This is a genomic window from Bacteroides sp. B1-V-101 (assembly GCF_023656585.1).
Lineage (GTDB): Bacteria > Bacteroidota > Bacteroidia > Bacteroidales > Bacteroidaceae > Bacteroides > Bacteroides thetaiotaomicron.
In genome coordinates this window covers 18,861-34,452 of record NZ_JAMOKH010000044.1, presented here as the reverse complement: position 1 = coordinate 34,452, position 15,592 = coordinate 18,861, and the positions used below count along the sequence as shown (strand labels likewise).

Genomic DNA, 15,592 nt, shown 5'->3' with positions numbered 1-15,592 from the left:
AACTCTTAATTTATTAAACTTCGTGGATTAATTCCATTCCTTTTTTGATCGCTTCCTCGTTCATAGGAATCAAGTGGTGATGGCGTTCCGGAAGAGTTTTCTTCAATCCTTTGATGACGTTTTCCAGAGTTACGATAGGACGGAGTTGCAGTAAACCGCCAAGTACGATCATATTGAAGGCTTTCGCATTATTCATTTCGTTGGCAGCATCCATTGCGTCGATGCGATATACTTTGATATCCTTGCGGGTAGGAGGGTTGATAATCCCATATCCGTCATAGATCAGGATACCGCCCGGCTTTACTCTGCTTTCAAACTTTTCCAGTGAAGGCTGGTTCAGTATGATCGCCGTATCATATTTACTCAGGATCGGTGAAGAGATTTTGTCATCGCTGACAATCACTGTCACATTGGCTGTTCCGCCTCGTTGTTCAGGACCGTATGCCGGCATCCAGCTCACTTCTTTTCCTTCCATCAGTCCGGAATAAGCAAGGATTTTACCCATGGACAATACGCCTTGTCCACCGAATCCAGCAATAATTATTTCTTCTTTCATTGTTCTGTTGACTTTTGCGTTATTCTTTATCTTTTAAATCACCCAGCGGATAGAATGGGAACATATGTTCTTCCATCCATTTATTTGATTTTTCCGGAGTCATCTTCCAGCCGGAGCTACAAGTTGATACGATTTCTACCAGATTGGAACCTTTGCCGTTCATCGAATTTTCGAATGCCTTGCGTATTGCTTTCTTGGCTTTGCGGATGGCGGGCACTGATTGTACCGACTGACGCGTAACATAAGCAGTTCCTTCCAGTTGGGCGGCAATCTCGGTAATCTTCAATGGATAGCCGTGTAGTTCGACATCACGTCCGTAAGGACAAGTAGAACTCTTCATGCCTACCAGAGTCGTCGGAGCCATTTGTCCGCCGGTCATACCGTAGATAGCGTTATTGATAAAGATAATGGTAATGTTTTCGCCACGGTTCAGTGCGTGGATTGTTTCGGCGGTACCGATACAGGCCAAGTCACCGTCACCCTGATAAGTGAAAACGAGACGGTCGGGCCATAAGCGTTTGATAGCCGTAGCTACTGCAGGTGCACGTCCGTGAGCGGCTTCCTGCCAGTCTATATCCAGATAGTTGTAGGCGAAAACTGCGCATCCTACCGGAGAGACTCCCACCGTTTTTTCTTCCATGCCCATTTCCTCAATGACTTCGGCAACGAGCTTGTGTACCACGCCGTGACTGCAACCCGGGCAGTAGTGCATGGCATTATCATTCATCAGAGTCGGTTTTTTATAAACCAGATTCTCAGGTTTGATTATTTCTTCTTTAGTCATAACTTCTTCTCCTTATCTGTTGGTGAACCGTATAAAAAACTCCATCAGCTTGACAAAGATTGCCGCGCCGCATACGTAGATAAACATTTTAAAATCTTCCTTTCCTACTACAAAGTAGACAATGATAGCGGCAAGTGCCAATATCATGAAAAGGATGTTCAATACGTTTCTTATTTTATCGGGATTCATCGTCGTTTCGTTATTTGATTATTTTTTCTTCCAGAGCAGTTACAATTTCATCCGGATCGGGAACAATACCGCCGAGACGTCCGAAATGTTCTACTTTTACTTTACCATTGACAGCCAGGCGGACATCTTCAATCATCTGTCCGGCATTCAATTCTGTAACGAGCATACCTTTCACTTTGTCAGCGTAAGCGGCAATGGCTTTGGTCGGGAACGGCCACAAAGTGATGGGGCGAAGAATACCTACTTTGATTCCTTTTTCGCGGGCGAGTTCCATTGCTTTCTGACCGATACGTGCCATGGAACCGAAAGCTATGATCAGATATTCTGCATCTTCGCAGTTGATTTCTTCGAAGCGTACTTCGTTTTCCTCAATCTGTTTGTATTTAGCCTGGAAACGGATGTTGTTGATTTCCATTGCTTCCGGCTTCAGTTCGAGTGAAGTAATAATATTCGGTTTACGACCTTTCGCTTTTCCGGTAGCAGCCCACGGACATTGTTCGATAACTTCTGCATCGGTGCGGCGTGGCTTCTGTGCAGGAAGAACTACTTTTTCCATCATCTGTCCGATTACACCATCGGCAAGGATGATAGCCGGATTACGGTATTTGAAAGCAAGTTCGAATCCGAGTGCAACGAAATCCGCCATTTCCTGTACGGATGCCGGAGCAAGGGCAATCAGTCTGTAGTCACCGTGACCGCCTCCTTTCACTGTCTGGAAGTAGTCCGCCTGACTCGGCTGGATGGTTCCCAATCCGGGGCCGCCGCGCATTACGTTTACAATCAGACAAGGAAGTTCGGCACCTGCGATGTAGGAGATACCTTCCTGTTTCAGACTCACGCCGGGACTTGAGGAAGAGGTCAATACCATCTTTCCACTACCTGCGCCTCCATATACCATATTGATAGCTGCCACTTCACTTTCTGCCTGGAGAACTACCATGCCGGTTGTTTCCCACGGTTTCAGTTCGGCAAGCGTTTCCAGTACTTCCGATTGGGGAGTAATAGGATATCCGAAGTATCCGTCCGCACCGCAACGGATAGCTGCGTGGGCGATGGCTTCGTTTCCTTTCATTAATACAACTTCTTCTGCCATATTCTTTTTCTTTTATTCTACTTTTACTTTATACACTGAGATACATCCGTCGGGACAAACCATTGCACACGAGCTGCATCCGTTGCAGGTATCTTCTTTTACTTGCCAGGCATAGTTATAGCCTTTCATATTCACCTCTTTGTTGAGGGCGATTACATCGAGCGGACACGCTACTACACATAGGTTGCATCCTTTGCAACGCTCCGTGTCGACTACGATTGCTCCTTTAATTTTTGCCATAATCTCTATTTTATTACGTTATCTTTGAATTCGGTTATTGATTATACATATCTTTGTGGTAGAAATTCAGGATATCTATCGCCATTGTTCTGGCTTGAACAGCGGGGCTGTCGGGATTAAGATCGATAGCATACTGGTAGTTATCCAGCGCCTGCTTCCAATCTCCTTTTTTTCGGTAGGCATTTCCCCGTAAATAGTAGAGCATATCTTTATCTTTCTCGACAGAATCGTCTTGGAGAAGTTGGTCCAGTTGCTTGATTGCTATGTCCACATCCCCTTGATTGATAAGCTCTTTTAGGTTGTCTATTTGCTCCATTTTCTTTCGTCTTTCGGGATTCTGAATCGCAAAGATAGTTTTTATTTATGTAAATGGGGGAAAATGAGAAAGGAAATTTACCTCCTTTTGTTTTTATTGCATATTGGGTGAATAAATAATCAATATTAAATATGCCTTAAGATAATTCTTGAGTATAAAAGACAGAATTAGAGAAGATGTATTTATGTTAATGACAGGTAAAACCGTATATTTGTAAGCCGTTTATCTGCAAACAATGCATAGGCGGTAAGGTGAATAACATCTTTATTTATGTGCAGAATCAAAGAATAATATGGAAATAAAAGAACGTATACAGTTGCTGCTGTCCGAAATGAACAGGGGGGTATATGAGAAAGAGGCTGAAATCGGTTTGTCTTTGCTGGCTGCTTTGGCGGGCGAAAGTATTTTGTTGCTGGGACCTCCTGGGGTGGCAAAGTCGATGGTGGCCCGTCGGTTGAAGAGAGCTTTTGTAGATGCAAGGGCATTTGAATACCTGATGTCTCGTTTCTCCACACCTGATGAGATCTTTGGTCCGGTGAGCATCAGCCGTCTGAAGGAATCGGATAAATACGAGCGTGCTGTGGACGGGTATCTGCCTACAGCGGATGTCGTGTTTCTGGATGAAATATGGAAAGCCGGTCCGGCTATTCAGAATACGTTGCTGACGGTCATCAATGAAAAGCTGTTTCGGAATGGAGATACGGAACTGAAACTTCCGTTGAAGCTGCTGGTGGCTGCCAGTAATGAACTGCCTACGCAGGGCGAAGGACTGGAAGCCTTGTGGGACCGTTTCTTGATTCGCATTATCAGCACTTGCGTGAAACAGGAGGAAGCGTTCTATCAAATGTTGCTGGACGATGATGACGAAGAAGAACAGGAAGCATGTCGGTGGCAGATTTCGGATGAGGAATATGCCGGATGGCAGAAAGAGATACGGCAGATCAAGGTATCTGCCGAAGTCCTGTCCTGCATCACAGAAATCCGTAAGAACCTGGAGAAAGTCGAGATTCAAGGCTCGGAAGTACATCGGAATGTCTATGTGAGTGACCGTCGCTGGAAGAATATCGTGAAGCTGCTGAAAGCTTCTGCTTTCATTCATGGTCGGAAGGAAGTCTGTCTGACAGATTTATTACCTGTTTACCACTGCTTGTGGAATGAACCGGAAGAGTGTGCGGATATCCGGCAGATCGTTGTCCGTGCGCTGTTTGTTCCTTATGTGAAGGAGATAGCCGCTATCAACTTATCATTAAAGTCGGACCTGAAAGTGAGCCGCGTGTGTGAAGCATTGGAGAAAGCCCGTCAGAAAGGTGACCGCAGAGACGATGATTTGATGATCATCGATCATTTCTACTATCAGATAGAGAATCATGGTACGGGAAATACCTACATATTTATTGTGGATTATAAGAATCTGAAAGAATACAGTCCGAAGGATGTTCCTGCAACAGGAGTCATGTATGCCGATCCGCTGAATCCGAAGCGAACGATTATACGTACTTTTTCGGATGCCACCAAAATGAAGGAACAAGGTGCCGAAAGGGTGACACTTTACAGGGATGAGAAGAATCTTTATATCAATGGTGTCCGCTTTCCGATGCGTCGGCTGAAGAGGGGAGAGCAACAGCAGTTGTGGCTGGGCAATATGACTCTCACCGACCGGGATTATGAGACGGAGTTGGAGACAGCCCATGGCCGGATTGAGAAATTAGTAAAAGACTTGTCTGAGAATATTTTTATTTCCGAAGAAGATAAAAAAGGGGTGGCACAATATGTGGCGACCCTTCGTAAAGAGATTGCATGGGCACGTGTGGATGTCCGTAAACTGAGATACGGCGATGAGTCTTAGATATGATGCTGCATTTTATGTGCAGGTGCTGGATAAGTATGTAGCGACCGGAGAGTGTGCGGAGGCGGATAACGAACCGCTGTACGCTTACCTGCTTTCCGTCATGAACGATCCGATGATAAAGATACAAGTCCTGAGTGATGAACTTTGTGCCCGAATCTTTTACGATGCAATGAGCCAGTTTATCCGTCTGAATCTGGAAAAGCAAAAGTACAATATGCAGAAAAGCCAGTCGGAACAGCAAGGAATGGAACTTGTGCTGGAATGGTCCGAGACCAAGCGGAAAGACGGGTGGCAGGCTTTACTACAGGAGGTTGCCGACAAACATGAAGGTAATGGTTTCGACAAGGCATTTTATCAGGGGCAGTTCGGCAATGAAGGGAAATATGCGGATGAGGAAGTCTGGGAGAGGATGGTGGACGACTGGAAAGAGGCTTTCCAACGGGATTTGCAGGAGCAAAAGGAAAAGGAGATAGAACAGCGCAAAGATGATTTCGAACGCAGACTTCATGCCAATCTCAGGAATATCCCCGGATATATCCGGCAAAATAACATAGAGAAAGACGAGTTCTATCAGGCTTGGGGCTTGATGAGCGGTATGTGGAATACGGTGGATTTTGAGCGGATACGCAAAATCGTCCGCATTCAGAAAGAATATCCGGAAGTGGTCAAGGTTGCCAATAAGATGGGGCGTATGGCTGACGATGAAGGACAGGAGCAGCTACATGTCGCGCAGGGGAATGTATATAAGATGGAGCATTCTTCTAAAAGTGACATTTTGGGTATCACAGTAGGGAATGACCTGAACGCATTGCTTCCTACAGAACTGGCGCATTGTGCCGATGATGAGCTGGAAGACTTGTTTGTCTATAAATATGTTACCCGAAAACTTCAGACCTTCCGCTATAAATCCGAGATCATGCAACCGGCACGGCGACTGGAAATAAAGCCTGCTACGCAGAAAGGACCGATGATAGTCTGTCTGGACACTTCCGGAAGTATGGTCGGGAAACCGGAAAAGATTGCATATTCGCTGCTGATTAAAATATTGGAAATAGCTGACAGGCAACGTCGGGACTGTTTCCTTATTGCCTTTTCTGTATCCATCAATCCGATTGATGTGCGGAGAGAGAGGGCGCGGCTGCTTGAATTTTTCTCCACCACCTCTTGTGGAGATACGGATGCTACCCGAATGCTGCAAGCTATCTTCCGGTTGCTTCAGTCAAAAAAGGAGTATATGAATGCGGATGTGTTATGGATCAGTGATTTTAAGATACCTTTATCCGTGCCGGAACTGACTGACAAGATGCTGGAATATAGAAAAGTGGATACGCATTTCTACGGTCTGCAACTTGGGATTGCGGAGAATGAATGGAGTCCTTTCTTCGACCGTATTTATAGAATTGATTATACTCCTTCCCGACGTTACTGATTGTTTTTTGGAGGATTCGGTTTATTTGCTTAAATTGCCACCGGATATAAAGTACATCTTTCAAATGCAATAAAACGATGTTAGATATTATTCTGATTATACTAGGTGTGTTATGCCTCATTACCGGACTGATGGGATGTATTCTTCCCTTTCTACCCGGTCCTCCCGTTGCTTATTTGGGATTGGTCCTTCTTCATTTTACGGATAAGGTTCAATACACTACCACACAACTTATTGTATGGCTGCTGATTGTTCTTGTCGTGCAAGTCTTGGACTACTTCACCCCTATGCTTGGCAGCAAGTATAGCGGTGGTAGCAGATGGGGCAATTGGGGATGTATCATCGGGACCCTTATCGGCCTTCTTTTCCTGCCTTGGGGAGTGATTTTCGGTCCGTTCTTGGGAGCAGTTATTGGCGAATTGCTAGGGAATAAAGAGTTTTCTCAAGCACTTAGATCGGGGGTAGGATCATTGATTGGATTTCTACTGGGAACATTCCTGAAATTTGTAGTTTGTGGCTATTTCTGTTATCAGTTTATAGTCGGGTTTATTCGATCATAGAATTCGTTTTGTACGGATTTGAATTATAAGTTTTTGCTTCTTTTCGGAACAAAAAGGGGCAAAACTCGACCTCGCCAACAAAGAAACGACATTCCGTATTCAGTCCTTTCAGCCTTGTCCGCAAATGCCCAGTCAGAAGGGGATAGCGGCTGAAGGGGGCATTTTATACCCTGTCTTTAGGAGCTTCTGAACGGTGCAAGTGGCTTCAGTCCCTTCAGCCTGAAAAATAATCCATTCGAACGTCGGTAGTTACTGACTTAATAGAGCCTGTGTTTATCTCAAACAAAGGTTCTGTTTGGAATAAACACAGGCTCTGTTTGAGGTAAACAGACCTTCTGTTTTTTATCTGAACTATTGGTTAGTTTATTGATTTGAAGTAAGCCGGTATCCCACCAATCTTACCCTCGGTGTTGAGTACCCTTCGCCTCGGTACTGAGTGACGTTTAGCGCCGAGCTTATAAAATTCACCTCGCATGCGGAGTAGCTACAACTTGCATGCAAAGAGCTATAACCAATTAACTATGGATTTATTATTGAGGATGAAAGGACTGAAGCCACTTGCACCGTTTAGAAGCTCCTAAAGACAGGGTACAAAATAGTGCCTTCAGCCGCTATCCCCTTCTATCAAGTCGTTTGCGAGTAAAACTGAATAGTCTGAATACTGAAAGTACTCCAATTGTAGCAATGGCATTTTTATTATTTTCATCCTATTCGAGTACTAAATTGATGTATGCCCGTCCTAACTATAATAGCACATTGAGTTTGTACCATGAAAAAGACAATCGTTGTTCTTCTTTTTATGGCTTCTTTAGGTTTATTTTCCGTTCTCGTCGCAGGCGAGGTTTATGTTTCTCCGCATGGGAGTGACAGGAATGCAGGTACCAAAGAAGCTCCTTATCTTACCTTGAATCGCGCCATCAAGCAGGCTCGTGAATGGAGAAGGCTGAATCGTCCCGAGGCGGCCGGAGGAATTTGTATCTGTTTGGAAGACGGGGTTTATGCACAGTCCGCTCCTTTGTTTATCCGACCGGAGGATAGCGGCACGCCCGATTCTCCGACACTCATCCGTGCGGTGGAGAATGCGCATCCTGTCATCAGTGGCGGAGTGGCAGTGACCGGATGGAAGAAGGGATGTGATGATCCTCGGATTACAAAGGAATTAAGATCAAAAATATGGGTGGCAAAGGCGCCATCCTTTGGAAATAGAATCGTAGAAACCCGCCAGATGTGGGTAGACGGCAACAAGGCCCAGCGAGCGGCACAGTTTCCTGATGGAGTGATGGAACGGATGATTGATTTCAATCCGGAAGAACAGACGATAATAATCCCTGCTTCTCAGATCGGAAACCTCCTCAATGCCCGTCGACTGGAAATGATAGTTCATCAACGTTGGGCGATTGCCATTCTGCGTGTGAAGAGTATAGACGTTAGGGGAGAACAGGCCGTCATTCGCTTTCACGAACCGGAGAGTCATCTGGAGTTTGCCCATCCGTGGCCTCAGCCCGTCATCGGGGGAGAGAAAGGCAACTCTTCCTTTTGCCTGACGAATGCTCTGGAACTGCTGGACCAACCCGGAGAGTGGTTTCAGGAATATCCGTCGGGGACAATCTACTATTATCCCCGCTCGGAAGAAGATATGGAGACTGCCGAAGTGATCGTTCCTGCTCTGGAAACATTGATGATTGTAGACGGCACATTGGAACGCCCGGTGCGGCATATTCGAGTGGAAGGAATCACCTTTGCCCATACTTCATGGATGCGTCCTTCCTATCAGGGACATGTCACTTTGCAAGGAGGTTTTCCTCTGCTGGATGCTTATAAACTGCATGAACCGGGACTTCCGGAGAAAGCGGAACTGGAGAACCAGGCGTGGATTGCACGCCCCGAAACGGCAATACGTGTACGGGGTACTGAGCATCTTACGTTCAGTCGCTGCAGGTTCCGGCATCTGGCATCTACCGGACTGGATTATGAATGGGCTGTTTCATCTTCCGGCATAGAGAATTGTGTCTTTTCGGATATCGGCGGTACAGGCATACTGATTGGTGCATTCCCCGACGGAGGTTTTGAGACGCATGTGCCTTTCATCCCTCCGGAAGAACGTAACCTATGCACGGACATTACCATTAAAAATAATCTGATCACCGATGTGACCAATGAAGACTGGGGGTGCGTGGGGATCGGTGCGGGATACGTCAGCGGTATCGACATTTCCCATAATGAAGTCTGTCACTTGAATTATTCGGGTATTTGTGTCGGCTGGGGGTGGACATCGCTGGAAAGCGGAATGAAAAACAACCGGATAGAAGCCAACTACGTACATCACTTTGCCCGTCGTCTGTATGATGCCGGAGGACTTTATACGCTTTCCAACCAACCGGGCTCCGTGATGCGGAATAATCGGATCGAACATCTCGAAGAAGCACCTTACGCCACCAATGACAGGGCCTTTTATATTTATTTGGATGAAGCTACGGACGGATATACGATTGAAAACAACTGGTGTCCGACTGAACGTTTCGACTCGAATCGTCCCGGCAATCGGAATGTATGGAAAAATAACGGACCACAAGTGACAGAAAGCATTAAGAATAAGGCCGGAAGGATAAAACCGGAGTAAGTACAGTCCGACACTGAGCCTATCGCAGTGTCGGGCTGTGCAAAAAGTGGGGCCATAGAGACTTGTGAAGTCTGCATGAGTATAGATAAATAAAGATAAAACTAATAATAATAGATCATAAATGAAACCTACTAATTACCATTTGTTCGATTTCCTTGATTTCGATACAGAGTTATTAAGGGATGAGTCACTTTGGAAAGCCTGTAAACCGACAGCCGTTTACGAAAAGGATGGGGATATCTGTGTCACGGTCCCCTTTCAAAAACAGCTGTTAGCTAATGATATGGTTGCGGATACGGCTGTCCCCCGAGAAGAATATACGTTGATCATACGCCAGTATAATATCGGCATTACCCGTCTGTTTCTTGGATTTGGTGAATATGAACTGACAGATCAGTCGGAAATGCTGCAATTCAGCGAACGGATTCGCAGAGTACCTTTGTCTGTAGAGAAGCAGGGAGGCAAATGGATTCTTTTCACCCAAGACGGGACGAAGCGTGCCGCTATCAATGTAGAAGAGCCGGCTTTGGACCGATGGAGCGAGTTACTGCCCGATCCTCAGGAAACACTGGACATCACTCTGTATCCTGACGGCAAACGGGAAATCCGCCTGGCAGCATACGATCATTTCTCGCCTCCCCGCTATGACGGACTGCCCATTGCCTTCTGCAAACGGACGGGCAAAAAGGAACGTGCCACCCTTTCTTTCGAGAGCCGGCCGGATGAATGCTTTGCAGGAACCGGAGAGCGTTTCTTCAAAATGGACTTGAGCGGACAGACGCTTTTCCTCAAGAACCAGGACGGGCAGGGAGTAAACAACCGGCGTACCTATAAGAATATACCTTTCTATCTCTCCAGCCGGATGTACGGGACTTTCTACCATACCTGCGCCCACAGCAAACTTTCGCTGGCGGGACATTCCACCCGCTCCGTACAGTTCCTGAGCGATCAGGCTATGCTGGATGCATTTGTCATTGCCGGCGATACGATGGAAGAGATACTCCGCGGCTACCGTGACCTGACCGGATATCCTTCGATGCCTCCTCTCTGGAGTTTCGGAGTGTGGATGAGCCGGATGACTTATTTCAGTGCCGACGAAGTAAATGAGATCTGCGACCGTATGCGTGCCGAACATTATCCCTGCGATGTCATCCATCTGGATACCGGATGGTTCAGAACCGACTGGCTGTGTGAATGGAAGTTTAACGAGGAACGTTTTCCCGACCCGAAAGGATTCATTCAGAGATTGAAGAAGAACGGTTATCGTGTGTCCCTATGGCAGTTACCTTATGTTGCTGAAGATGCGGAACAGATCGAAGAGGCAAAGGCGAATGAGTATATAGCTCCGCTAACGAAGCAGCAGGATACGGACGGTTCCAACTTCTCGGCTCTGGATTATGCGGGTACTATTGACTTTACTTATCCGAAGGCAACCGAATGGTACAAGGGGTTATTAAAGCAACTTCTGGATATGGGAGTCACCTGTATTAAAACCGATTTCGGAGAAAATATCCACATGGATGCTGTCTACAAGGGCATGAAACCGGAACTGTTGAATAACCTGTATGCCTTGCTCTATCAGAAAGCAGCTTACGAAATAACAAAGGAGGTAACAGGGGACGGCATTGTCTGGGCACGTGCCGCTTGGGCGGGTTGCCAGCGTTATCCGTTGCACTGGGGAGGTGACTCCTGCAGTTCATGGGATGGCATGGCCGGTTCACTCAAAGGAGGCCTGCACTTCGGTTTATCGGGCTTTGCCTTCTGGAGCCATGATGTCCCCGGATTCCATACCTTGCCCAATTTTATGAACTCAATCGTAGCGGATGACGTCTATATGCGCTGGACCCAGTTTGGAGTGTTCACCTCACACATCCGTTATCATGGAACCAATAAGCGGGAACCCTGGCATTATCCGGCTATCGCCCCGCTGGTGAAGAAGTGGTGGAAACTGCGCTACTCGTTGATTCCCTACATCATAGAGCAAAGTAAACTGGCAGTAGAAAGTGGCTGGCCATTGTTACAGGCACTCATCCTGCATCATCCGGAAGATAAACTCTGCTGGCATATCGATGACGAATATTACTTCGGCAATGATTTCCTGGTAGCTCCGGTGATGAATAGCGAAAACCGTCGCGACATTTATCTCCCCGAAGGACAGTGGGTGAATTTCTTTACCGGCGAACGGTTGCAAGGCGGACGCTGGCTGAAAGAGGTGTATGTGCCCTTGGAAGAGATGCCTGTTTATGTGCGTGAGAATGCCGTTATCCCGATTTATCCGAAGGAAGTGAATTGTACGGACGAGATGGATTTAAGCAAAAGTATTGCCTTGCGCATAGATCATAATTACAAAGGATTTTGGACTAAATAAAGAATAGCGATGAAAACTTGGAAAACAAACTTAGAAGAAACGAAACAGCGTTATATAAATTGGTGGAATCATAAAGGAATTATTCTTTCTATGTGGGAACACTTTCAGGAAGGCGTGAAACCGCACGCCGACATTGCTCCACCTGCTCCGGCAAGGGATTTGTCGCAGAAGTGGTTCGACCCTCAATGGCGGGCGGAATATCTGGATTGGTATGTCGCTCACAGTAGTCTGATGGCGGATATGCTGCCTGTTGCAAATACTCAGTTGGGTCCCGGCTCACTGGCTGCTATTCTGGGCGGAGTGTTTGAAGGAGGCGAAGATACGATCTGGATACATCCCGATCCGAACTTTAATGATGAGATCGTATTCAATCCCGAACATCCGAACTGGCTCTTGCATAAAGAACTTCTGAAAGCCTGTAAGGCTAAAGCCAACGGAAACTACTTTGTTGGTATGCCCGACCTGATGGAAGGACTGGATGTATTGGCGGCTTTGAAAGGTACGGATATGGTATTGCTGGATACGGTGATGCAACCCGAAGTGCTGGAGCAACAGATGCAGCAGATCAATGACATCTATTTTAAAGTCTTTGATGAACTCTACGACATTATCCGTGAAGGGGATGAAATGGCATTCTGCTATTTCTCTTCATGGGCTCCGGGCAAGATGAGTAAGTTGCAGAGCGATATTTCTACCATGATCAGTCAGGATGATTATCGTCGTTTTGTGCAGCCGTTTATTCGTGAGCAATGTCAGAAAATCGATTATACGCTCTATCATCTTGATGGAGTGGGAGCGATGCATCACCTTCCCGCCTTGCTGGAGATTGAAGAACTGAATGCCATCCAATGGACGCCCGGTGTCGGCGAGCCGCAGGGAGGTTCTCCGAAGTGGTACGATTTATATAAGAAGATACTGGCAGGAGGCAAGAGCGTAATGGCTTGCTGGGTGACTCTGGAGGAACTGAAACCTTTGTTGGACCATATCGGGGCAGACGGAGTGCATCTGGAAATGGATTTCCACAATGAGAGGGAAGTGGAGCAGGCAATGAGAATCATTGAGGAATATACCGGCTCTTCTTCGTCTGTGTCTGCAGATGTTCACACGAATCAACCCGTTGGAGAACAGGATAATGCACAGGAAAGTATTCGGATCAGAGAAGAAAAGTCTCAGGAAGAGGATCGGATGAAACCTTTGTATGATGCCATTGTAGCCGGAAAATTGGAACCGGCTGTTGAAGTTACAAAGGATGCCATTGCTGCCGGGGTACTCCCGCAGGATATTATCAATGGTTATATGATTACGGCTATGGGCGAAGTCGGTCAGCGTTTTCAGGACGGCAAGGCCTTTGTTCCTCAGCTTCTCATGGCGGGGCGTGCCATGAAAGGAGCTTTGGAACTTTTGAAACCTTTACTGGCGGGGAATGCATCTGCTACTATCGGGAAAATTGTGATCGGTACTGTAAAAGGAGATTTGCATGATATTGGAAAGAACCTCGTGGCTTCCATGCTGGAAGGTTGTGGCTTCGAAGTGATTAATATCGGTATTGATGTCACTTGCGACAAGTTTGTTGAAGCGGTGAAGGAAAACAAAGCGGACATCTTATGTATGAGTGCCTTGCTGACTACCACTATGACTTATATGCAGGATGTGATTCGGGCATTGGAAGAGGCGGGGATCCGCGATCAGGTGAAAGTGATGATCGGAGGAGCACCCGTGAGTCAGGGATTTGCCGATGAAATCGGTGCTGACGGGTATAGTGATAATGCTAATACTGCCGTGGCGGTCGCCAAAGTGCTGATGGGGAAAAGAGATTAAGAATATTTTAATTGTTAATACTTGAATTATGCATGCGAAATTCTTAGACACACTGGATTGGGGCATTCTGATTGCCTATTTTCTGATTCTTATCGCCATTGGTATATGGGCAAGTTCCAAACGAAAGAAGGGGAGCAGTCTCTTTTTGGCGGAACATTCTTTGAGATGGCACCATATCGGATTCTCCATGTGGGGGACTAATGTGGGGCCGTCTATGTTGATAGCTTCTGCCAGTGCCGGATTTACTACCGGCATCGTTTCGGGCAATTATGCCTGGTATGCCTTCGTTTTTATATGCCTGCTTGCTTTTGTTTTCGCTCCCCGTTACTTGGGTTCTCGTGTTTCCACCTTGCCGGAGTTTATGGGAAAGCGGTTCGGACAGTCTACCCGTAATATCTTGGCATGGTATACGATTGTTACAATCTTGATTTCCTGGCTGGCATTGACATTGTTTGCGGGTGGCGTTCTGATTCGTCAGGTATTCGATATACCGATGTGGCAATCCGCTTTGATATTGCTGATCATATCCGCATTCTTTACGATGCTCGGAGGATTGAAAGCGGTTGCCTACACGAATGTTTATCAGATGATCCTGTTGATTCTTGTTTCGGCTGCGTTGGCTATTGTAGGAATCTATAAAGTTGGTGGTATATCGGCTCTGACAGATGCCGTTCCGGCAGACTTCTGGAATCTGTTCAGACCGAATGATGATACCGCTTTCCCTTGGTTGCCGATTATTTTGGGATATCCTGTGATGGGAGTATGGTTCTGGTGTACGGATCAGTCGATGGTACAGCCTGTGTTGGCAGCCAAAAGTCTGAAAGAAGGACAGTTGGGAACGAACTTTACCGGATGGCTCAAAATACTGGATGTTCCTCTTTATATTCTTCCGGGTATCATCTGTCTGGCCTTGTTTCCGCAGTTGGAGAATCCCGATGAGGCGTATATGACGATGGTAACCCATTTGTTTCCTGTCGGGATGGTGGGGCTGGTGTTGGCTGTGTTGACTGCCGCGCTTGTCAGTACTATCGGATCGGCATTGAATGCTTTGAGTACCGTGTTTACAATGGATATTTATGTGAAGAAGATTCGCCCGCAGGCGAAGCAGAAGGAGATCATCTGGGTCGGACAAGTGGTGACGGTAGCCGGTGCTCTGATATCGGTAATCATAACGATTGCCATTGACAGCATTCACGGATTGAATTTATTCAATGTTTTCCAGTCTGTATTGGGATTCATTGCACCTCCTATGGCGGCAGTTTTCCTTTTTGGCGTTTTCTGGAAGCGTACGACTACGTTGGCTGCTAACGCTGCCCTGACAGTGGGGACGGTATTCAGTATAGGAGTAGGTGTATTGTATCTATGGGTATTTCCTGCGGATCAATATTCTGCATGGCCTCATTTTATGTTATTATCCTTCTATCTGTTCGTTATTATCGGGATAGGGATGGTAGTTGTCAGTCTATTGGATAAGACTCCTCAGACGGCAATATTGAATATGGAGAAGATCGAAGAAAAGCCTGCCCGCATTGTACTTATCTTATGGGGGTTGCTTATCGTAACTATGATAGGGCTTTATATCTTCTTTAATGGCCATTAAAGAAGATATAAAGCTGACTAAAAAGTCGATAGTATCTTAAGTCTCCTCCTTCGGGAAGGAGGAGTACCCGTAGGGGGAGGTGGTAGGTAATTATATAACTTGTTTATTATCATTAATTTATTTCTTCACCTACCACCTCGGTCTTCGACCACTCCTTCCCGAAGGAGGAG

13 protein-coding genes are annotated in these 15,592 nt (G+C 46.4%); 7 read left to right on the top strand and 6 right to left on the bottom strand.

From position 1 onward, the window contains the following. Positions 1 to 13: 13 nt before the first annotated feature. From NBH01_RS22430 to NBH01_RS22405, 6 genes are read right to left on the bottom strand one after another with little or no spacing between them, the layout of a single operon-like run. The gene (locus tag NBH01_RS22430; protein WP_008760622.1) at positions 14 to 556 is read right to left on the bottom strand and encodes a 2-oxoacid:ferredoxin oxidoreductase subunit gamma family protein; all 543 of its coding nucleotides are present in this window, start codon (positions 554 to 556) and stop codon (positions 14 to 16) included. A gap of 19 nt (positions 557 to 575) precedes the next feature. Further along, positions 576 to 1,340 (bottom strand): thiamine pyrophosphate-dependent enzyme, encoded by a 765-nt coding sequence (locus tag NBH01_RS22425; RefSeq protein ID WP_008760623.1) that lies wholly within the window; start codon positions 1,338 to 1,340, stop codon positions 576 to 578. Between the two features lie 12 nt (positions 1,341 to 1,352). Continuing rightward, the gene (locus NBH01_RS22420; protein ID WP_008760624.1) at positions 1,353 to 1,529 is read right to left on the bottom strand and encodes a hypothetical protein; all 177 of its coding nucleotides are present in this window, start codon (positions 1,527 to 1,529) and stop codon (positions 1,353 to 1,355) included. 10 nt (positions 1,530 to 1,539) lie between these two features. Continuing rightward, entirely contained in the window at positions 1,540 to 2,622 is a 1,083-nt protein-coding gene (locus tag NBH01_RS22415) for a 3-methyl-2-oxobutanoate dehydrogenase subunit VorB (protein WP_008760625.1), read from the bottom strand. A gap of 12 nt (positions 2,623 to 2,634) precedes the next feature. Then, on the bottom strand, positions 2,635 to 2,862 hold the full coding sequence (locus NBH01_RS22410) for a 4Fe-4S dicluster domain-containing protein (protein ID WP_008760626.1): 228 nt from the start codon (positions 2,860 to 2,862) through the stop codon (positions 2,635 to 2,637). Positions 2,863 to 2,896: 34 nt separating this feature from the next. After that, positions 2,897 to 3,178 carry a tetratricopeptide repeat protein gene (locus NBH01_RS22405; protein WP_008766138.1) on the bottom strand — a complete coding sequence of 94 codons (282 nt, stop codon included), beginning with the start codon at positions 3,176 to 3,178 and terminating at the stop codon, positions 2,897 to 2,899. Positions 3,179 to 3,470: 292 nt separating this feature from the next. On the opposite strand from NBH01_RS22405, the gene NBH01_RS22400 reads away from it, so the two are divergent. The 7 genes from NBH01_RS22400 (at position 3,471) to NBH01_RS22370 (ending at position 15,422) form a co-directional block, all read left to right on the top strand. Then, positions 3,471 to 5,024: an AAA family ATPase gene (locus NBH01_RS22400; RefSeq protein ID WP_250700314.1), complete on the top strand. Its 1,554-nt coding sequence runs from the start codon at positions 3,471 to 3,473 to the stop codon at positions 5,022 to 5,024. After that, a complete protein-coding gene (locus NBH01_RS22395; protein ID WP_008766136.1) occupies positions 5,014 to 6,456 on the top strand; it encodes a vWA domain-containing protein in 1,443 nt (480 codons plus the stop codon). Before NBH01_RS22400 ends, NBH01_RS22395 begins: the two co-directional genes overlap by 11 nt. 77 nt (positions 6,457 to 6,533) lie before the next feature. After that, positions 6,534 to 7,016: a DUF456 domain-containing protein gene (locus NBH01_RS22390; protein WP_008760630.1), complete on the top strand. Its 483-nt coding sequence runs from the start codon at positions 6,534 to 6,536 to the stop codon at positions 7,014 to 7,016. Between the two features lie 769 nt (positions 7,017 to 7,785). After that, entirely contained in the window at positions 7,786 to 9,636 is a 1,851-nt protein-coding gene (locus NBH01_RS22385; RefSeq protein ID WP_032840962.1) for a right-handed parallel beta-helix repeat-containing protein, read from the top strand. Between the two features lie 121 nt (positions 9,637 to 9,757). After that, a complete protein-coding gene (locus NBH01_RS22380; protein ID WP_234138576.1) occupies positions 9,758 to 12,004 on the top strand; it encodes a glycoside hydrolase family 31 protein in 2,247 nt (748 codons plus the stop codon). A 9-nt stretch (positions 12,005 to 12,013) separates the two neighbouring features. Beyond that, positions 12,014 to 13,822: a cobalamin B12-binding domain-containing protein gene (locus NBH01_RS22375; protein WP_008760633.1), complete on the top strand. Its 1,809-nt coding sequence runs from the start codon at positions 12,014 to 12,016 to the stop codon at positions 13,820 to 13,822. 28 nt (positions 13,823 to 13,850) lie between these two features. Beyond that, the gene (locus NBH01_RS22370; RefSeq protein ID WP_048696538.1) at positions 13,851 to 15,422 is read left to right on the top strand and encodes a sodium:solute symporter; all 1,572 of its coding nucleotides are present in this window, start codon (positions 13,851 to 13,853) and stop codon (positions 15,420 to 15,422) included. Positions 15,423 to 15,592: the final 170 nt, after the last annotated feature.

Bases quoted from the DNA above. Each gene is read 5' to 3' on its own strand.
- NBH01_RS22400 (WP_250700314.1), top strand. From the start codon at position 3,471: ATGGAAATAAAAGAACGTATACAGTTGCTGCTGTCCGAAATGAACAGG.
- NBH01_RS22395 (WP_008766136.1), top strand. From the start codon at position 5,014: ATGAGTCTTAGATATGATGCTGCATTTTATGTGCAGGTGCTGGATAAG.
- NBH01_RS22375 (WP_008760633.1), top strand. From the start codon at position 12,014: ATGAAAACTTGGAAAACAAACTTAGAAGAAACGAAACAGCGTTATATA.
- NBH01_RS22380 (WP_234138576.1), top strand. From the start codon at position 9,758: ATGAAACCTACTAATTACCATTTGTTCGATTTCCTTGATTTCGATACA.
- NBH01_RS22385 (WP_032840962.1), top strand. From the start codon at position 7,786: ATGAAAAAGACAATCGTTGTTCTTCTTTTTATGGCTTCTTTAGGTTTA.
- NBH01_RS22405 (WP_008766138.1), bottom strand. From the start codon at position 3,178: ATGGAGCAAATAGACAACCTAAAAGAGCTTATCAATCAAGGGGATGTG.
- NBH01_RS22420 (WP_008760624.1), bottom strand. From the start codon at position 1,529: ATGAATCCCGATAAAATAAGAAACGTATTGAACATCCTTTTCATGATA.
- NBH01_RS22425 (WP_008760623.1), bottom strand. From the start codon at position 1,340: ATGACTAAAGAAGAAATAATCAAACCTGAGAATCTGGTTTATAAAAAA.
- NBH01_RS22370 (WP_048696538.1), top strand. From the start codon at position 13,851: ATGCATGCGAAATTCTTAGACACACTGGATTGGGGCATTCTGATTGCC.
- NBH01_RS22410 (WP_008760626.1), bottom strand. From the start codon at position 2,862: ATGGCAAAAATTAAAGGAGCAATCGTAGTCGACACGGAGCGTTGCAAA.
- NBH01_RS22430 (WP_008760622.1), bottom strand. From the start codon at position 556: ATGAAAGAAGAAATAATTATTGCTGGATTCGGTGGACAAGGCGTATTG.
- NBH01_RS22390 (WP_008760630.1), top strand. From the start codon at position 6,534: ATGTTAGATATTATTCTGATTATACTAGGTGTGTTATGCCTCATTACC.
- NBH01_RS22415 (WP_008760625.1), bottom strand. From the start codon at position 2,622: ATGGCAGAAGAAGTTGTATTAATGAAAGGAAACGAAGCCATCGCCCAC.